The organism is Paenibacillus sp. FSL R5-0923, from assembly GCF_038009145.1.
Lineage (GTDB): Bacteria > Bacillota > Bacilli > Paenibacillales > Paenibacillaceae > Paenibacillus_AQ.
Map to the genome: position 1 here is coordinate 5299771 of NZ_JBBPAT010000001.1, position 17559 is coordinate 5317329.

19 protein-coding genes and 1 tRNA gene are annotated in these 17559 nt (G+C 44.6%); 8 read left to right on the plus strand and 12 right to left on the minus strand.

Annotated elements, in window-relative coordinates; all coding sequences use genetic code 11:
• Positions 1-162: 162 nt before the first annotated feature.
• The 3 genes from MKX35_RS23815 to MKX35_RS23825 form a co-directional block, all read right to left on the minus strand.
• Positions 163-837, minus strand: a complete 675-nt coding sequence (locus tag MKX35_RS23815; protein WP_076298519.1) for a DUF6320 domain-containing protein — start codon at positions 835-837, stop codon at positions 163-165.
• Entirely contained in the window at positions 834-2105 is a 1272-nt protein-coding gene (locus tag MKX35_RS23820; protein WP_042186921.1) for a hypothetical protein, read from the minus strand. The genes MKX35_RS23815 and MKX35_RS23820 overlap by 4 nt, the downstream gene beginning before the upstream one ends.
• A gap of 130 nt (positions 2106-2235) precedes the next feature.
• Positions 2236-2634, minus strand: coding sequence for an MATE family efflux transporter (locus MKX35_RS23825; protein WP_143759315.1), 399 nt, complete (start codon positions 2632-2634; stop codon positions 2236-2238).
• A 147-nt stretch (positions 2635-2781) separates the two neighbouring features.
• Here MKX35_RS23825 and MKX35_RS23830 point away from each other — a divergent pair, with 147 nt between their 5' ends.
• Positions 2782-2919 carry a hypothetical protein gene (locus tag MKX35_RS23830; RefSeq protein ID WP_179085713.1) on the plus strand — a complete coding sequence of 46 codons (138 nt, stop codon included), beginning with the start codon at positions 2782-2784 and terminating at the stop codon, positions 2917-2919.
• Positions 2920-3007: 88 nt separating this feature from the next.
• On the opposite strand, the gene MKX35_RS23835 is transcribed toward MKX35_RS23830, so the two are convergent.
• A complete protein-coding gene (locus MKX35_RS23835) occupies positions 3008-3382 on the minus strand; it encodes a hypothetical protein (protein ID WP_076298521.1) in 375 nt (124 codons plus the stop codon).
• 406 nt (positions 3383-3788) lie between these two features.
• Between MKX35_RS23835 and MKX35_RS23840 the strand changes: the two genes are divergently transcribed.
• Complete coding sequence (locus tag MKX35_RS23840; protein ID WP_179086651.1) at positions 3789-4799, plus strand: S8 family peptidase; 1011 nt, start codon at positions 3789-3791, stop codon at positions 4797-4799.
• Here MKX35_RS23840 and MKX35_RS23845 read toward each other — a convergent pair.
• A complete protein-coding gene (locus MKX35_RS23845; RefSeq protein ID WP_076298523.1) occupies positions 4791-5600 on the minus strand; it encodes a methyltransferase domain-containing protein in 810 nt (269 codons plus the stop codon). The two genes, MKX35_RS23840 and MKX35_RS23845, sit on opposite strands and share 9 nt — an antisense overlap.
• A gap of 233 nt (positions 5601-5833) precedes the next feature.
• Here MKX35_RS23845 and MKX35_RS23850 point away from each other — a divergent pair, with 233 nt between their 5' ends.
• The 4 genes from MKX35_RS23850 to MKX35_RS23865 are packed head-to-tail and all read left to right on the plus strand — an operon-like array spanning position 5834 to position 8348.
• Positions 5834-6205, plus strand: a complete 372-nt coding sequence (locus MKX35_RS23850; protein WP_042186911.1) for a GntR family transcriptional regulator — start codon at positions 5834-5836, stop codon at positions 6203-6205.
• On the plus strand, positions 6202-7095 hold the full coding sequence (locus MKX35_RS23855) for an ABC transporter ATP-binding protein (protein WP_076283131.1): 894 nt from the start codon (positions 6202-6204) through the stop codon (positions 7093-7095). Before MKX35_RS23850 ends, MKX35_RS23855 begins: the two co-directional genes overlap by 4 nt.
• Complete coding sequence (locus MKX35_RS23860; RefSeq protein ID WP_042186907.1) at positions 7092-7775, plus strand: hypothetical protein; 684 nt, start codon at positions 7092-7094, stop codon at positions 7773-7775. The genes MKX35_RS23855 and MKX35_RS23860 overlap by 4 nt, the downstream gene beginning before the upstream one ends.
• A gap of 42 nt (positions 7776-7817) precedes the next feature.
• Positions 7818-8348: a hypothetical protein gene (locus tag MKX35_RS23865; protein WP_076298524.1), complete on the plus strand. Its 531-nt coding sequence runs from the start codon at positions 7818-7820 to the stop codon at positions 8346-8348.
• 81 nt (positions 8349-8429) lie between these two features.
• Here the strand turns inward: MKX35_RS23865 and MKX35_RS23870 are convergent.
• Positions 8430-8513: transfer RNA gene (locus MKX35_RS23870), tRNA-Leu, on the minus strand.
• A gap of 187 nt (positions 8514-8700) precedes the next feature.
• Between MKX35_RS23870 and MKX35_RS23875 the strand changes: the two genes are divergently transcribed.
• Entirely contained in the window at positions 8701-9147 is a 447-nt protein-coding gene (locus MKX35_RS23875) for a hypothetical protein (RefSeq protein WP_042186902.1), read from the plus strand.
• Between the two features lie 74 nt (positions 9148-9221).
• On the opposite strand, the gene MKX35_RS23880 is transcribed toward MKX35_RS23875, so the two are convergent.
• The 3 genes from MKX35_RS23880 to MKX35_RS23890 form a co-directional block, all read right to left on the minus strand.
• A complete protein-coding gene (locus MKX35_RS23880; RefSeq protein ID WP_042186900.1) occupies positions 9222-9440 on the minus strand; it encodes a hypothetical protein in 219 nt (72 codons plus the stop codon).
• A 117-nt stretch (positions 9441-9557) separates the two neighbouring features.
• Complete coding sequence (locus MKX35_RS23885; RefSeq protein ID WP_036689410.1) at positions 9558-9875, minus strand: hypothetical protein; 318 nt, start codon at positions 9873-9875, stop codon at positions 9558-9560.
• Positions 9876-9976: 101 nt separating this feature from the next.
• A complete protein-coding gene (locus MKX35_RS23890; protein ID WP_076283133.1) occupies positions 9977-10549 on the minus strand; it encodes a xanthine phosphoribosyltransferase in 573 nt (190 codons plus the stop codon).
• A 174-nt stretch (positions 10550-10723) separates the two neighbouring features.
• Here MKX35_RS23890 and MKX35_RS23895 point away from each other — a divergent pair, with 174 nt between their 5' ends.
• Positions 10724-11836, plus strand: coding sequence for a YkvI family membrane protein (locus MKX35_RS23895; RefSeq protein WP_042186895.1), 1113 nt, complete (start codon positions 10724-10726; stop codon positions 11834-11836).
• On the opposite strand, the gene MKX35_RS23900 is transcribed toward MKX35_RS23895, so the two are convergent.
• From MKX35_RS23900 to MKX35_RS23910, 3 genes are read right to left on the minus strand one after another with little or no spacing between them, the layout of a single operon-like run.
• Entirely contained in the window at positions 11823-15068 is a 3246-nt protein-coding gene (locus MKX35_RS23900) for an AAA family ATPase (RefSeq protein ID WP_076298525.1), read from the minus strand. The genes MKX35_RS23895 and MKX35_RS23900 overlap by 14 nt on opposite strands.
• Positions 15058-16368 carry a metallophosphoesterase family protein gene (locus tag MKX35_RS23905; protein ID WP_076283136.1) on the minus strand — a complete coding sequence of 437 codons (1311 nt, stop codon included), beginning with the start codon at positions 16366-16368 and terminating at the stop codon, positions 15058-15060. The genes MKX35_RS23900 and MKX35_RS23905 overlap by 11 nt, the downstream gene beginning before the upstream one ends.
• Before the next feature lie 6 nt (positions 16369-16374).
• A complete protein-coding gene (locus MKX35_RS23910; RefSeq protein ID WP_076283137.1) occupies positions 16375-17511 on the minus strand; it encodes a glycosyltransferase family 4 protein in 1137 nt (378 codons plus the stop codon).
• Positions 17512-17559: the final 48 nt, after the last annotated feature.

The following is a 17559-nucleotide window of genomic DNA, read 5'->3' on the forward strand; positions in this document are numbered from 1 at the left end:
CATTAAAAAGGACAACCTTTCTTGTAGAAAAATAGGAATCTGGTGTCGTATGAACCCTTCACTTTCTTAAATCCACAAAAAAACCACATCCAAAGGATGTGGTTAATATGCATAATAAACCTAAATATTTAATTATAGATTGGAATAAATCTATCTCGATTATTAATAATGGAATCTTCTTCTGATTTCGCTTATAAATTTCCGGTCAGAAAAAATTATCATTCCAATAATGGTTAGGAGTGAGTATACGATAGAGAAAACACTGGTCCAAATGACATGAGACAAATTAAATACAAACAGAAGCATAGGACATAAATTAATAAAGAACATCGCTAAAATATAGCCTATATCATGACGCCATAATGATTTTTGAACAATTGCGAGCACAGTCATAATAAATGTAGCTGCCACTCCAAACAGTGGGATTGCATAGTTGGTAGACCATCCCCTAAAACCAACGAATATATCGATCACCAAAAGGAAAATGGACAACATGACATAGTGATATAAAATTTTCCTGCCAATATGTTTATTAGATAAAATGGTGTCTTTAACAACGATCCACGCATAGATAAGACCTGTACTTACGATAATTGACCATATTCTCGGATTGATATGATAGGTCAACGCATTAATTGTAATCGAAAGCACGATCGCAGATATAGTCAAAAAGAGGAACAATTTAGCTACCGTAAATGGTTTGGTTTCCTGATAGATCTCTTTATAGGACGGGTATTCTGTCGTGCTCTCTCCCCTGATCTTAATTGGCTTGGAGCATAGTGGACAACGATAATGTTGATTATCAACCGTCACGTTGCAACGAATACATTTGGTCATTCGCTAATCCCCCAATCGTTTGAGTAGATTTTAACTTCAAGTCCGGCCTCACCCGCTAAGGTCGAAAAGAAATATTGCAATATATCGGATTCCACTATATTTCTGGTAAACGTGATCACCAGCTTATCATTGACTGAGCTGATCCCACAGTTCATAGGGCTTTTATTGGATGGATAGACTAATGCCTCGATTAGCTCTACGTGCTTGTACATTTGCTGTGGCAACATAATATTGCCGATATTGGACAAGGTCAGTGTTCTTTTACTTTCCCCAAGCATATGAAACCCTAAATTCACGAACCAGTTCTTCAAAAATAACGGGACAAACAACGTAGCTTTGTTCCGTTCAAGCGCCACATTATTGTAAATGATATTTTGCAAATTTTCTTTCCCCGTCTTATACTTCAGCATCTCATTCATTCTAAAAATTAATTCATCCAGTGTGGTATCTTCCGTGATTCGCGCGCCAAGATTAACTACGCCAAAGAAGTTACGAAGAGTACGTGAAGGGAATGCTTTGCGCAAATTGACAGGCACTGCGATAACCACGGGAGCGTTACTTTTGCTATATTTGATTCTTGTTTGATAAATAGAATAACTCAGTAATGCAGATAAATAAGCAGTGATCGTACTACCTTTTTGCTTAGCGAGGGCATTCAATTGGGAGGCACTTACGACCCCGTGTACCACGTTATTTCCGAACTGTTCGAAAGCTGTACCTTTAATGTGGTACGCTCGGCTGTTTCTAACCGATTCAACATAACAATCCTTGTAGTATCTGCGAAAAGCATCCTCCATATCATGGATATCCACTCCTGAATCAGCGAGTAAAATCCGGTCCTCAGTGTCAATTTCATGTCCCATATACATTAGATAATAGTACAGCAGTGATTTTAAAAACTCGACAGCCCCATTACCATCCGTAAGCGCATGGAACACTTCAACAGAGACTCTATTTTTGTAGTATAAAACCTTAAATAAATATCCATTGTTTGTAGTTGGATCAATGTTGCGACAAGGATACTGCTGATCCTCAGCGATCACAATTTTATCCGTGCTAGACTCTAAATAATTCCAAAACACACCCCTGCGAAGCTTCACAGTGAACATCGGAAATCTGTCGAATACCGTATCAGCGGCTTGCTGTAACGCATCCACATCTACAGGATTTGTCAGAACAGCTGAGATCCGATAAACGGAAGTGTTTTTTGTGTTTGTAACGGATGGAAATAGTTTTGCTGCGTTATCAAGTTTGTACCACTTTTTCACTTCAAAACTCCTCTATTATTCTGCTGTTGACTAGTTGATACTCCACTTTTGCATTGTCTTCCTCAAACAAACATAGCTTACCACGACACAGATTATCTCTGCCACTACAAAGGAAAGCCAAAGGCCGATGTTACCTAACATTAAAGGAAGGATAAAAAAATTCCCCATCAACAAGACATACCGTAAAATCGCCAAAATCGGATGCCAAAGCAGCACCGGTAATCCCCATATCGAAAACGCAGAGAAAAATCAAATCCAAGATGATATTCAAGACTACACTCAGTAAATTACCAACCATAGGAAAAAGCACTGAATTTTCTCCAACTATTCTAGCCAGTACATGAGGAAAAAAAACTACCATTATGAAAATAACTACGGCTATCATGAGCAGTGTGTAAAAAGCATTATTGAAGTAGTGGTTGGCTTTCCCCTTGTTCTGCTCTCCCAGACTAATAGCGGTTAATGTGATTCCTCCAATGGCAATTAAGATCCCTATACAGGAAATAATATTAAAAATCGGTGAAGCCATATTCACAATATTTTGACTACTTTGGAGCCTAGCGAGAATCCATCTGTCTTTTTTGTAGTTTGTGAGAAGTACCCTGAACAGGCCGGCTGTATTTCAATATTACCTAAAGGAATTTATCTCTATGGTTATTGCTCGGAGGAGCAGATAATGGAAACGATGCAGAATATCGCTGCATATGCTAAAGCCGAATATAATACGGAGATTCCATTTGTCATCCAGACAGTCATTTTCACCGGAATGTTTCAGTGGGTTTATGAGATTCAAGTATGGTTAAAATCTGCATGATCTAAAATAAGACAAATAAAACAGCACGCGGCGATATAGGATCGACACGTGCTGTTGTTAACTTGAGTATAACTAAGCTAGTCCAAATTTAGAACCTAGCTACATAGAATTCTCGATCTGACGGTACATTAAAGCTTTTTATAGCATTTCCGTTCTCATCTCTTAATGTGAGAAGATACGGCACCGTTGTTAGTGTGCTAACTGTTGGGAATCTAGCTACACCAAATTCATCGAAATCAGCAACTATAGCTGGATTTCCAGTTCTCAATAATGAAGCGGTCCACCCTGTAGTGTCTTTAGGTGTTCCAGTTGCATTTGTACCAATAGCGAGAACAATAAATCTGTCCAATGTCTGTCTGATTCTCCGTTTCTTCCGGGTTGCAGCTGCTTTCACTCTTTTTGCCGCGAGGGCTTTGGCCGCCATAACGGCTTGCTTATTGACTGGCTTCTTAATCATTGCCATTTTCCTTCACCACTTTCTTTTTAGGATACGATAGTAAATGCAAGATTTGGAATGCTTGACCTCACTTTTACCTACTATTCTAGAAATGTACTTTATTCCTAGATTCATAGATTCGTACCCACTGGATCAGTGGTGCATATAATGCACTTGTGAGGTGATCCATTAATAAATGAGCCGACAATTGTGGCTAGAGCAAAATAGTTCAAGAATCCATACGGCGCTAAGAAAAAGAATTCAACACTCCCAAGTCCGTCGCGGTACATCCGCTAAAATTCCTATCATTATCAAATTCAAACAAAAAATGACCCCAGCACAGCTGAAGTCATTACAAAAACATCTAGAATCACACGACTTTCCTATCAAACATCATCTCCCCATACTAAATTCTGTATCATCACGAGTTTCAATGAACTGTCTGAAACAGATGTGCAGTTGGCATGGAATCGATAAAATCTATGTAGACGGAATTAAAAAAACATCACTTTATATAGCGACACCATCCATCAGTTCTTCATCCGTCCAAAAGAAACAGGGACTTACGGGAAAAGGAATCAACATTGCCATTCTTGACACAGGAGTGTATAGGCACCCTGATCTGATTCAGCCCTGTAACCGTATCGTAGCTTTTAAAGATTTTATCAATCACAGAAAACTTCCCTACGACGATAACGGCCATGGGACTCATATTGCAGGGGACGCGGCAGGCAACGGATGGATGAGTAAAGGAAAATACAAAAGCCCTGCTCCAAAGGCAGGGATCGTTGGTGTTAAAGTACTTGATAAAAATGGTGACGGATATGACTCCACGATCATTAAAGGAATTGAGTGGTGTATTGCGAATCGAAAGCGACTAAAACTACGTATCCTTTCGATGTCATTAGGGGGTACGGTAAATTCACCTTGTTCTGACGACCCGTTGTGCCAAGCCGTAGAAAAAGCAATAAAGGCTGGACTCACTGTTGTGATAGCAGCTGGAAATAGCGGCCCTGGACGCAGGACGATAGAATCTCCTGGTATTAGTCCTTCTGCAATTACCGTAGGTGCAGTGGATGACCGTCGCACGCTCACACAAAAGGACGACCGGATTACCTCGTATTCAAGCCGCGGACCTGCACCGGGAGGGCGAAAGAAACCAGACCTCGTAGCCCCTGGCGAAACCATTATCTCTCTTCGTGCGCCTCATTCCAAGCTAGATCGCGAGCTTCCTTACTTGCGAATCGCTAAAAATTACTTTGTGCTGTCCGGTACCAGTGTCTCAACACCTATAGTCTCTGGTGTCATTGCTCAATTGCTGCAGAGAAATCCCTCACTAACTCCTAAGCAAGTGAAATCCATACTAAAAAAGAACACATTCTCTCTGAAACTCCCCCCTAACACAGCGGGCTCTGGTGAGATCAATGCAAGATTTTTATTGTGATTTTGCTTCCTTCTTTAAAGCTGTGATAACAGAAACTGATAACACTTCAGTAAATTTACCCATAGGTTCAATTTCTAATAAAGAAGATTTCAAATCCGCTTCAAATCGTTCCAACTGATCTCCAAATAAGCGCTTTGAAGCATAGGATGTGGAATACAAATTTCCAAGAATAGAATCCACCGTCCATGTCACTGAATAACTCGGTAAAATCATTCTTTCCACATTCTTAAAGCTAGATCGCGCAACAATATCCTCATGTCTTTCTTTAGGATGAGTATAGATGCTGTCTCCTGCGATTCTTTCGTTACCTAACCAGCGTTTCACTACTTCATTTACCTTAAGCTGCCAAGATAATGGCTCTTGCCCTACATTAAAAGTATCAATAATTGCTAGACCGCCATTATTGTCCGAACTGTGGTATAGGATTTCAAGAATAGACGATCTATCCATCCAGTGAAACGCTTTGGCTAGGATGGTAAGACGGAAGGAACCCCAGACGTTCTGCAACTCTTCTGCTCTACCAAGCATCCAACTAACGTTATCAACCCTATGGATTTTTGATAGACGATTAGCCTCTTCCAACATTCTACTTTCCGTGTCTACACCTATCATTTCTTCAAACCAATCACTAAATCTTAGTCCCAGCTGACCCGTACCACACCCTAAATCAAGCAGACGGCCTTCTCCGTTAAGCGAAAACTTCTGAATTAAGAACCGAATAAGGGATGAAGGATACTGCGGTCGATATTTTGAATAGTACACTGCCGTACCTTTAAATAAATCCGGACCATATTCATTCATAGTTTCACCCTTCTCTTGTTTTCTAATAGGACAAAATCATAGCAGACATCCAACTAAAATAAAAGGCAGTTCGGTGTGAATCCGAACTGCCTTTTTATTTATGCTGATACGCCAATTCACTGCATTTGGGCTCAAAGGATCAAAAAATCCACATAGTAATGATTGACAAATAGGTCTGTTGCATATATGGTTAATTACATAACTAACTAACCAATGAACATGGCGGTGAATACATGGGAAGCTTAATGGATGATACTCGACCGATATTTATGCAGATCGCCGAACGCATAGAAAATGACATCATCGAAGAAACACTCTTGGAGGAATCACAGGTTCCTTCAACAAATCAATTTGCTGTTTTTTACCAGATCAATCCGGCGACGGCTGCGAAAGGTGTGAATTTGCTTGTCGACCAAGGAATTTTATACAAAAAGCGAGGTATCGGCATGTTTGTAGCTTCTGGAGCGCGCACAGTATTGATGGAGAAGAGAAAAGAGCAATTTTATGAGCAATATGTTGTAACTATGATCCGTGAAGCAGAGAAATTAGGAATTACGTTGGATCAATTAACGAAGATGATTCAGAGGGGAGATAATCGGTCATGAATGAAGTCGTTGAGATCAAGGGACTGACCAAGTCGTACGGAAAGGTAACCGTCATCCAAGACATTAGTTTTTCTTTAGAAAAGAATAAAATCTATGGCCTGCTTGGCAGAAATGGTGCAGGAAAAACAACGATCATGCACATGATTACAGCACAGTTATTTGCTACAAGCGGTGATTTAAAGGTGTTCGGGGAACATCCCTACGAGAATAACCGCGTACTCAATCAGATTTGCTTTATTAAGGAAAGCCAAAAGTATCCGGATACGTACCGTATTATCGATGTTCTAGAGGTATCCGAGTTATTCTTCCCTAACTTTGATCGGGACTACGCCCACTCCTTAATCAAGGACTTTAATCTCCCCTTAAAAAGAAGAATAAAGAAGCTGTCCAGAGGAATGCTCTCGGCGGTGGGCATTGTAGTAGGCCTGGCGAGCCGCGCTCCGCTGACTATTTTTGACGAACCTTATTTAGGTCTCGATGCTGTAGCAAGAAGCCTGTTTTACGATCGACTAATTGAGGATTATTCAGAATATCCGCGAACAGTTGTCTTGTCTACACACTTAATTGACGAGGTAAGCCAGCTATTAGAGCATGTCATTGTTATCGACAACGGTAAGCTGATTATCAATGAGGATGCTGAAGCTCTTCGCGGGCGGGCTGCTAAAGTTATCGGTGCGGCTGCGAAGGTCGAAGATTTAATCACCGGTAAAGAGATCATCTCACGTGAATCCTTTGGCGGATTACTTTCTGCCACTGTTATTGGCTTAAACTCAACAGATCTATCACGTGCTGAGATGCTTGGTCTGGAGATCTCCCCGATATCTTTACAACAGTTAATTGTTCATCTTACAAACAGAAAATCCCAAGAGAAGGGAGTTGCAGTGCAATGAACCAAATGACAGGGATATTAAAAATGCACTATAAGGATAAATGGTTTTGGTTGTTTATGCCTTGGATTATATTATTGTCCAGCTTTTTGGTTAATCTTGTCATAGCTTTTTTCCTGCAAGAACCAATGTATACCGGCGGCCTAGTCTCAATCTTTATTTATATGTTTGTCATAGGTATCATCATTTTAGTACAGACTTTCCCCTTTGCCTTGGGCTTAAGCCTACGGAGGATAGATTATTTCTTCGGCACATCATTGATGGCCGTTATAACAAGTGCCGGCTTCTCACTACTTCTGTTCCTGCTATCTATTATAGAAACCAAATTAACATCTGGATGGGGTGTGCAGCTACATTATTTTCACCTACCATACTTGAATGATGGTACCGTCCTAGAGCAGCTGTGGATCTATTTCATGATCTTGTTGCATATGTTTTATTGGGGATTTGTTATATCCAGCATCTTCCGTAGATTTGGTAGAAGCGGCCTATTCATTTTCGCGGCAGTCATGTTTATTCTGTACAGTGTCGCTGGATTGTTAATGACATATTATCAGTGGTGGGTAGATGTATTTAATTGGTTGGCTAGCCATACCGCATTTGAACTTGCCTTGTGGAGTATGCCCTTGACGGTCTTGTATGCACTCTTATCGTTCTGGATGCTTCGGAAGTCTACAGTATAAGACTCTGCCTGGAATATTGTTAATATTTATAGGGGGTATTGTATGGATTATGTGAGGGATTACGCCATGTATGCTTCTATATTCGGTATGTTTAGTTTTAGTTGGTTTGGTTGGGCACAAGAAAACCCCAGATCCAGCTGGCGAAAATATATTGGCATAGCTTCTGGTGTATCCCTTCTCGTCTGCTTGATTGGTGTCTATTTAAGTGTGACGAACTGGGATGCTCCCTCCGTATTAAATGACAAGACCTCTTTTGATAATTATCTAATTTCTGTCTATATTGAATTATTGTTGGCTGGTGCTGGAGCTTCTATATTGATGAAATGTAAGTATAATGATTATGTTGCTCCTTGGATTGCCTTTATAGTAGGGATTCATTTTATTGACTTAAAAAGTGTGTTTAACGATTTCAGTTTATACCTTTTAGCAGCACTTCTGGTTGCAATCTCTATCGTATCACTGTTCATATCTAAAAAACTTAAGGTCGCAAACAGTGCAATTACAGGTATTGGTGCTGGAACAGTTTTGCTCGCCTTCGCTCTATTAGGGTTAATTCGATATTTATCGATCTAGATACGAGTATGCTAAAGTTACCTTCGATTAATTATATTCACAAAAAAAACTCCCTTGATTTCTCAAGGGAGTTTCTTGTGATGCGGTCGAGAGGACTCGAACCTCCACGATATTGCTACCACACGGACCTGAACCGTGCGCGTCTGCCAATTCCGCCACGACCGCACATCATAATGACTACATATCAAACTTGCGGTCACAAGATAGATCATACCATGCTGAGATTAAAGCGTCAATATATTTTCCAGCTTTTCTTATCGATCATTATTTTATGGATAATTATTGCTTTTAATTCCGAATATAAGGTATAATGAGAACAAAAGTTCGCATAATATAAATGAGGTGATTTATAATGGCGACTACGAAGTTGAAGACATCCATTGTTGATGAAGATGTTACTAAAGAAGAACTGTCCCTTGTCAGAAGCTATTTGCTGCTAACGTTTATTCATAAAGTTTTCGAGCGTGACTGCCGTGTAATCAGCAAGAGTGGTCTATTTAAGACCCCTCAGCTTTATATGGAGCTCTTGTCTGGTGCCACTAAGAAAACCTCACTAATGCTTCAAGAGGTTACGCGTGAATTGAGCTCACATGATCTGAAGATCACAACCGTTCGCCAAGATCAACGAGGAGTCGAGGCCTTGTACTCCTGTAGAGGATATCAAGGTGAGATGAATATATTATGGCCAGGATTCCGTAGAGAGATGATGCTGCGAATGCGTGCGTATCTCGGACTGTCCACAGAGCTCTCCATACTCTCCAGAGAAGAAAGTGACTCCCAGCTAGCTTTAAGTATTTAATCCGTCAGAGGCTTATATGTAAGCAGAACAGCTCCCCACCCGATTTGGGTAAGGAGCTGTTTTTGCTGCGGAAACTATATATTATCAGGTTCTTTCCTTGGTTCGCTGAAGGGTTGGAATAAATAATTCCGATCTAGCTTTACTACTCGTCTATTCTGACGACGTATCATCACCTGCGAATCATCCCAAGCCAGAACAATCCCTTTTACATCATTACTTTCTATGCCGTCCCGCACCACACGAATTTTCTCGCCGGAAATTCGGTATGCATCCAATTGTTCATCGCTAATCATCATGAATTCCTCCCTCTGTATAGCTTATCCTATTTTCATCCAGAAAAAAGACCCAAATGAAAAATCATCTGGGTCTCGTATAAGTAATTGACCAATTGCATGTCTACTAAAGCATTCTTATATCAGCGCTTCATTCTTCTCGAACCAGAAATCAAGAACTTTAGCGGACATCACACGTTGCTCCAGATACTCCACTTGGTTTGTTGTGAATTTCTCCCTCCAAGGGAAGGAAAGTTCCTCACATAAACCTTTGATTGTCAAAAGTTCTGACCAAGCTACATAGCGTTTGTACCAAAAAAACTGAGGATGTTCAATCATATAGGGATACAGATCGTCGAATTCCGTGTGTTTGCAATCCAGCGCACGCTCGAAGTGATCCTTGGCCTCGGTTAATTTATCAATAAAAAATTGCTCAGTCACCGGTTCTTTCCCCATTGTGACGCCTCCTCCCTATGTCTGATTTTATTATAAAGGAAAATCTATAGGGTGAAAAGCAGTTGTTTGAAAAATAGGCCTGTTCTTATCTCAAAAACGGGTTATTCCCCAAATTCAATGGTGCCTCCACTAAGAGAAGTAATTCTTACGAGTGACTCCAGTCGGATGCCTTGTTCTTTGATCGTCCGGGCTCCTGCCTGAAAGCTTTTTTCCACTACAACGCCAAGACCTACCAGCTCAGCGCCAGAGCGCTCGATGATCTTAATCAATCCACGTGCTGCATCACCATTAGCAATAATATCATCGATAAAGAGGATTTTATCCTCTGGAGAGATGAATTGGCGAGACAACATAATGTCGGTTACAATACCTTTCGTAAAAGAAGGAACTCTTTCACAAAGTGCGTCCGGATCTGCTAACAGTGTTTTTTTGCGACGTGCAAAAACTAACGGCACCTTTAACTCATATGCGGTGGCAAATGCCACGGCAATGCCCGAGGATTCCACGGTCACAATACGTGTAATTCCGCAGTCCGCAAACCTCCCGGCAAACTCCCGTCCCATTTCCATCGTAAGCTGCGGATCTACCTGATGATTCAACAGTGCATCCAGCTTCAGCACTTCATCCGAAACGACGACACCTTCCTCCAAAATCCGCTGTTTCAACACTTCCATGACTTTGAACCTCCAATACCCTTTATAATCGCAGACGTTCCGTACAAATGAATCACGGAAGTCATGTCCTACTGATCCTCATCATAACCTGTACTATACAGAGTGCACAAGGCAATCCTGCATAGCACGCATTATGATTTTTCTTTTGTTCTTAAAACTATTAGGAGGGGAGCCATGAAATCACATGTCCGAACATTACAGATCGCATTCACTTACATTGGCACCATTGTAGGAGCCGGATTCGCCACCGGACAAGAAATATTAAAATTCTTCACTCGTTACGGACACTGGGCAGTCCTGACCATCCTGCTCTCTACTATACTGTTTATATGGCTGGGTACGAAAATGATGGTCATCGCTCGGCGCATAGAAGCAGAGTCTTATGAAGACTTTAACCGACACCTCTTCGGCGACCAAGTCGGAAGCACCATCAGTTTGTTCACGATGGTCATCTTAATCGGTGTCAACAGTATTATGCTTGCAGGCGCAGGCGCTATTTTTCAAGAGCATCTTGGATTTCATTATCAAACAGGGCTAATACTCACGCTGGTTGGTTCTTATTTTCTGCTTAAACGGGGAATTTCCGGTATTCTACAAATGAACAGTCTGATCGTCCCATTAATGCTTACGCTGTCACTCATCATTATTTTTAATACCTTTCAAATTCCAGGAGCTCAGCGGTTCTTATTCCTAGAAACGGATCGGACAATCTTTGGCGCTTGGATGTCGCCGCTGCTCTACACCGCCTTCAATCTAGGTATGGCTCAAGCCGTATTAGTTCCCATGGCTCGGCATACTGATGAAGAAAAATCTCTTGTCTGGGGCGGTATTATTGGTGGTGCCGGAATCGGCTTTATGTTGATCGCCGCACATTTCGCGATGAGCTCACAGATGCCTGATATTCTCCAATTTGAAATCCCTATGGGCAACATCGCCATCCGGTTGGGTACTGTAGTACAAACTATATATTTGTTGCTGATCTTTTTGGAGATCTTTAGCACTTTTGTCGCTGACATTTATGGTGTCACCATGCAGCTTAAACAACGAATTCCAGTTAAACCCGCATTGATTACGCCGATTCTGATGTTGGTCTGTTATTTACTGAGCCAATTTGGCTTTAGCTCTCTACTCTCCGTGTTCTACCCGATCTTCGGAGCTTTGTCGATGGTCTGGGCTGTCATGCTACTACGTACGCCATGGTCTACTCCACCACGTAGCGATTCCTCATCGGGTTCGAGTGGAAAAGGGAACAGCCTTGTATCCATAAAACCAGTTACACGGAAATAACTGTTGCTGTTGGAATGATTCGTGCTGCCGCTTCCGCCACATGCTTGTGACAGGTCATCATCACAATCTGGCGGGAGACCGACAGTTCACCAAGCAGTGAAAGCGCAGCATGAAGACGAGCCTCGTCAAAATTGACGAATAGATCATCGAACAGCAGTGGCAGCGATACTTGCCGAGACATCGTCTCTGCAAGTGCCAAGCGGATGGAAAGGTACAACTGTTCTGCCGTCCCACGGCTGAGCAGACCGCTGTCCAGCAGTCCAGCATCTTTGTGTTCCGCTTTTAGTTCTTTATGACCTAGAGTCATAACTACTCTTTTGTATTCCCCTTCGGTCAGCTTGGAGAAATAGTCAGATGCAAGCAAAAGTACCTGCGGTTGCTTCTCCTGTTCATAAATACGGCGGGTTCTTCCGATTAATTCAGCAGTTAATGCTGCTACCGCATACTTATCAGCCACGATTCGCAGAGCAGCTCTCTGCTCTTCCAATTGCTGAATAACAGAGTCCTCCATACAACGCTCTTTCAAATACTCCCTTTCCTGAAGCAGCTTCCCTCGTTGCTCCAGCAGGGTGTTCCACAGTTCTTCTTCCCGTTCAGCTAGCTCTTCAGCTGCCGTACGTTCCTTCTGGAGTGCTGAAGCATCATGATGATCTAATAATAACTGCAAGGCGTTAACTCGCTCATCCTCCCAGCCTCCAAACATGGCTAGCTCCCACTGGCGAATGAATTTATTCAGCTCACTACGCCGCTGTACAGCAGCCGATCTCCTTAAGAAATCCTCCCCGCCTGTTGCTCCGCCTTCTTGCAACAGGTGTTCACTCTGTTCTCTTAACTCACCTAATACCCTATGGCTCTCCTTAAGCTCTTCCAGAAGCTCTTGTAACCGTGACTGAATGCCTTCCCGGCGAACCAGGTCCTTTTTCAGTTCATCCCAAGCTCTTTTTCGAAGTTCCAGCCAGCTTAGTAAAGTTAGTGCAGATCGTCGCTGTCCATCGTGCGGATCCATATCAAAGCTAGTTGCCGCTACGCCAGACTCGTCTAAAGGATCAGTACCTGATTCATAAATGAGAGCAAGCAGCTCCTCCTCGAACACGTGACACTCATCTTCCAGCTCTTTCAGACGTAAAGAGAGCTTATTCTCTTGGCGCAGCAGCTCGTTCCCCTGCTCCACCATAGCGAAGATATCCGGCAGCCCTTCCGGAGACAACCCTTCGGGCAATCTGCGCTCACGCAGCCATTCTTCATATTGCTCAGCAGTTTGCGTAAAAGCCGTCTCTGCTAGGCTCATTTCTTCCGCGAGCAGCTTCTCTTGGCCTGCCAGCGTCTCCAGCTCCGTGCGGCAGGCATCCCGCTCGGCGGCATAGCGTTCAATGCGCTGCCGCCAAGCGGACCAAGCCTCCATGAGCCTGCGAAGCTCCCTCATGGAGGCTTCCAGCCCGCCTGCGTCAGGGCTGGACCCCGGGGCGGCCGATCGCCGCCCCGGCATGGCGCTCTCCAGCTCCGCCCCGGAGAGCAGCTGCCCCCGCAGCCGCAGCATCTCGGCTGCGGCTGTGCCCACGTCCCCGCCATGCCCTGGCGGGGACACTTCCGGCCGGCGCGCTCCGCTGAGGCCGGCCCAAAGGGCCAGATCGGCCGCGCCAAGCAGGCCGATCGCGAGCACTGCACTGACCGGCGGAGCACCGGTCAGCCACAGCGCTGTGGGCAGCAGCACGGTTAGTGCTGCCCCAGCCCACAGCAGGCGCCGGTAGAGCGCGGCCATGCGCTGCGCGCTAGGCCCGTCACTTCCGGCGCCGGGGCCGCGCTGCGGCCCTTCGCTGAGCTGCGCTTCGCGCCAGCGCTCGGCCGCCTGCTGCAGCTCGTCCCACAGCTGCAGCACTTCTCGGGCGCTGCGCGGAGCCAGCTGCGCAAAAGATTCGGCGCCGGTTGCGTGTTCACGCGCCAGCGCCCGTTCTGCTGCCTGCAGCGAAGCTGAGGCAGCAGCCAAGCGGGAACGCAGCGTCTGCCGTGCTGCGCCCTCCGCTTCCATGCGGCGATCATAACTTGCGAACGCCGCCGCAAACCTCCGTGCAGCTTCACGATCCGCCGCTGCACCCGAAAATGCAGTCAGCTCTGCCGCGCTCCAGCTGACATCAATGCCTCGCAGAATTCGCTGCAAATGCTCATTCAGCGCGGTCAATTCACCTTCTAGCCGCTGTCTTTCCGCTCGCAGGTTTTCATAGCTGCTCCGATGGCGATCCAGCCGCTCCAGGGCAGGCCCTTGCGCTGTTAACAACGCATTCGGCGGATTCTGCGCCAGCTCAGCCGTAAGCTCACTTTGCAGACGTTCATAACGAGTTACTGCTCCCTGAGCATTCCGAATTTCACCTTCAAGTGCCTGATAGCGAATCGCTCCATCTTCAGGAAAGGTTGTAATCGCTGGCAGGTCCTGCAGCTCGAGCTGCGCATCGCTCCATTTTAACCACAATTCACGAACATCCTGAGCTTTGCGAAGCATCACGAGCTTGTCTCCAGTAAGCCTACGTTGTTGTTCCAGTTGATCTAGCTCAGATTCCGTAACCTTTAATGCTGCTATATTACCGTTATAACGTGGAAGATAAGAGCGGCTCTCCGCCATCTGACGCTCTAGTTTCTCAATAGCCTGAACGATTTTAGCAGCTTCCTGTAGCTTGCCCCGAGGTTTATACAGCTTCTCAGCTTCCTGTACCAATCGGCGTTCCGCACGCATGATCGTTCCACCACCGCCCATACCCGCGTGAAAGAGAAAGCTGCCCATCTCTTCTGATTGAAGCGCAGCAAGCTCCTGCAGTTCATCGAGAGAGACCGCGAACAATTGATGGAACATGCTCCGAGAGATACCACCAAGCAAAAGACGCTCCATTTCAGCTTGTCCTAGCTCTTGCGTTGTTCCATTCGGATGGTTAACCGTGATGTTCAGTTTCTCATTTCTTCCTGAGCCCTCACCACCAGTTGTATGGCGACGAATGGTCCACAGGGCACCATTACTATCACGTGCCTTCAGTATTCCCCCATGTAATCCGCCTTGCATAGGTTCATACCTCTCCGTAGGGTTACCACGACTTGGAATTCCAAACAGCATGGAGCGAATAAACTGTAACGTCGTGCTTTTTCCTGCTTCATTACGTCCATAGAGTATAGTAACTCCTTCCGATAGTTCAATCTCTCGGTTATGCAAACGTCCGAAGCCATGGATCTGCAAATGTTCAATTCTCATCTTCTGGAGCACCCTCCATTCCACCGAGCATGGTGATTCCCTGTTCTGCTGCACTACGAAGCCAACTTAGCTTCTCCTCTTGACTTGTAACCGAGAGCAGCTGTCGCAGCTCCTGATTCTCCATGAGCGGCTTAAGCGCACTGTTTATTAATTCTTCAAGCGCTTCTGCTGAATGTTCCGTACGCTCTGTAATTCGCAGCATTTCTCCAAGAAAGCTATCCTCCTCTAATAACCGTTCACGGTCAATAGCTAACCCGGATTCTACAGCGAATCCTTCCACCCAGACAAGTCCCTTATAATCTTTACGCTCAGCACGTACCGCCTCACGGCGCTGGAGTTCAGACAGCAGATCCTCTACCGCTCCTTTTTCAGCTAATACTTTATGTACGTCCCCGCGTCCGATCAGACGAAATCTGACCACTGACATCAGCTCCGGGAGTTCCTCCCTGATATCGTCAATCACCTGCTCTACCCTTTGTATCCATTCTGCTTCATTACTCAATCCCTCAATGGACAGATCCCGTACCTGCCAGCGAACATAATCAAGCTCATGAAAATGGGGCGTAGCACTTCCAGCCTCATCAACATCCACAACATAACAACCCTTTGGTCCGGTTTCCTTAATGCTACGTCCTTGTATATTGCCCGGGTATATAATTGCCGGTTTTTCATGCAATACACTACGTTTATGGATATGTCCAAGTGCCCAATAATCAAAACCCCGTTCGATAAGGTCCCTACGACTGCAAGGAGAATACGTCTCGTGCAGTAAATCACCGTCTACATTCCCATGCAGCATAGCAATATGAAACAGACGGCTGCCAGCCTTTCGAGAAAAGGTTACTGCAGTGTTGTCCGTAACTTTCGCAGTCGGATAGGAGATTCCACTAACAATAGCCACTTCTTGACCATCTTTGCGACGGTAAGCCGAAGCGAGATCTGGCTTCTCTCCTCCAAACACGGTTACATGGCTGGGCATTTCTGTAGTCAGACGCAATCCGTCAAGTGGATCATGGTTGCCATGGATCAGAAACACGTGTATTCCTTGCTGACCCAGTTCCTTGAGTGCTTCCTGAAATCGCAGTTGACCCTGTAAGGAAGCGTCAGAAACATCGTATACATCTCCACTGATGACGATAAAATCAACATTCTCTTGGATGGCAACGCGGACAAGCCGCCCAAGGGCGGCGAAGGTTGACTCACGTAAATAAGAACGAATGGCTGGCGAAATATGCGCCAGCCCAGCAAAACGGCTATCCAGATGTAAGTCAGCAGCATGTAGAAATCGAAATGGAATCATAGCTGCTCACCCCTTCGTTCCTGAGGGATACTGTAAGTATGTCTTTTTAAGTTCATTAGCGACACGAGTCAGCGAGTACAAGCTTTTCGCTTTATCCCAAGCTGAACGAGAAAGCTCATAACGATAAGCCGGATCAGATATCACCTTCTCTAAAGCGTCAGCAAGAGCAATCTCATCATCAGGACTGACGAGCAGGCCATTCACACCATCTTCAATCTGCTCCGGTATCCCGCCTACATTCGTCCCAACTAAAGCCAAGCAGCTAAGCGCTGCTTCTGCAAACACCGATCCGAAGGCCTCCGCTCGAGAAGGCAGCACGAAAATATCAAAGAAAGGCATGAATTCTTCCGGATGGAGCGTATATCCATAAAAAATCGTTTCATTATAAATCCCTAATTGCTTAGCCATGTTTTCCAAATCCGCACGGGAAGGTCCATCTCCAATAATATGCAGTACATATTCATGGCCGCGATTTTTAAGCTCAGCACAGGCCTTGAGTAAAGTATCAATTCCTTTGGCTGGAACTAGACGTGTCACAGTCACTAGCTGTGGTACAGCGTTGTCATGCGGGACTGGCTTAAACCTTTTCTCATCAAAACCATTCGGTATTACTCCTATATTAGAAGGATCTAGAATATAAGGCGCCACATACTCTGCAAAAGCTTGCGACACAGTCATTAACCGATCACTAACATGCTCAAGTTCGCGGTATAGCGAAACTAGAAACTGATGTTCCAGTCCACCTTCAGAAATAGCTCCATTCAGAATCAGCTCTCGCTCATAACTGGAATGTAAGGTTTGAATTAACGGAGTATTTGGAAATACTTTTTTCATTGCTAAACCAGCAATTGGATGATGGGAATGGATAAGATCATATCTCTTGCTCATTCGTAGTTTAGTCCACCATAGATAATCACGGTAGGTCTGAATATATTTCTGAACGATCTGACTTTCCCCAAACTGGGTCCAATCAAAGGTCTCGAATATGACTTCTTCATGTCCCTTGTTGCGAATCCGCTTAGGTAACCAAAACAAATCCATCTCCCAGCGGCTTGAACGGAACCTTTCCTGAAGATAAGGGATCATGGACGATACACCACCGGGTTGCTCCGGTGGGAAGAAGAGCGCTTGCAGCAAATTCATATGGTACATCCCCTTTACAATTGCCTTACGTACAGTAAGACTTGGCAA

Excerpts from the sequence above, each read along its gene's own strand:
- MKX35_RS23885 (WP_036689410.1), bottom strand. The coding sequence starts at position 9,875 with ATGGGGAAAGAACCGGTGACTGAGCAATTTTTTATTGATAAATTAACC.
- MKX35_RS23855 (WP_076283131.1), top strand. The coding sequence starts at position 6,202 with ATGAATGAAGTCGTTGAGATCAAGGGACTGACCAAGTCGTACGGAAAG.
- MKX35_RS23890 (WP_076283133.1), bottom strand. The coding sequence starts at position 10,549 with ATGGAAGTGTTGAAACAGCGGATTTTGGAGGAAGGTGTCGTCGTTTCG.
- MKX35_RS23835 (WP_076298521.1), bottom strand. The coding sequence starts at position 3,382 with ATGGCAATGATTAAGAAGCCAGTCAATAAGCAAGCCGTTATGGCGGCC.
- MKX35_RS23895 (WP_042186895.1), top strand. The coding sequence starts at position 10,724 with ATGAAATCACATGTCCGAACATTACAGATCGCATTCACTTACATTGGC.
- MKX35_RS23865 (WP_076298524.1), top strand. The coding sequence starts at position 7,818 with ATGGATTATGTGAGGGATTACGCCATGTATGCTTCTATATTCGGTATG.
- MKX35_RS23845 (WP_076298523.1), bottom strand. The coding sequence starts at position 5,600 with ATGAATGAATATGGTCCGGATTTATTTAAAGGTACGGCAGTGTACTAT.
- MKX35_RS23875 (WP_042186902.1), top strand. The coding sequence starts at position 8,701 with ATGGCGACTACGAAGTTGAAGACATCCATTGTTGATGAAGATGTTACT.
- MKX35_RS23900 (WP_076298525.1), bottom strand. The coding sequence starts at position 15,068 with ATGAGAATTGAACATTTGCAGATCCATGGCTTCGGACGTTTGCATAAC.
- MKX35_RS23830 (WP_179085713.1), top strand. The coding sequence starts at position 2,782 with ATGGAAACGATGCAGAATATCGCTGCATATGCTAAAGCCGAATATAAT.
- MKX35_RS23880 (WP_042186900.1), bottom strand. The coding sequence starts at position 9,440 with ATGATTAGCGATGAACAATTGGATGCATACCGAATTTCCGGCGAGAAA.
- MKX35_RS23850 (WP_042186911.1), top strand. The coding sequence starts at position 5,834 with ATGGGAAGCTTAATGGATGATACTCGACCGATATTTATGCAGATCGCC.
- MKX35_RS23825 (WP_143759315.1), bottom strand. The coding sequence starts at position 2,634 with ATGGCTTCACCGATTTTTAATATTATTTCCTGTATAGGGATCTTAATT.
- MKX35_RS23910 (WP_076283137.1), bottom strand. The coding sequence starts at position 17,511 with ATGAATTTGCTGCAAGCGCTCTTCTTCCCACCGGAGCAACCCGGTGGT.
- MKX35_RS23860 (WP_042186907.1), top strand. The coding sequence starts at position 7,092 with ATGAACCAAATGACAGGGATATTAAAAATGCACTATAAGGATAAATGG.
- MKX35_RS23840 (WP_179086651.1), top strand. The coding sequence starts at position 3,789 with ATGAACTGTCTGAAACAGATGTGCAGTTGGCATGGAATCGATAAAATC.
- MKX35_RS23905 (WP_076283136.1), bottom strand. The coding sequence starts at position 16,368 with ATGATTCCATTTCGATTTCTACATGCTGCTGACTTACATCTGGATAGC.
- MKX35_RS23815 (WP_076298519.1), bottom strand. The coding sequence starts at position 837 with ATGACCAAATGTATTCGTTGCAACGTGACGGTTGATAATCAACATTAT.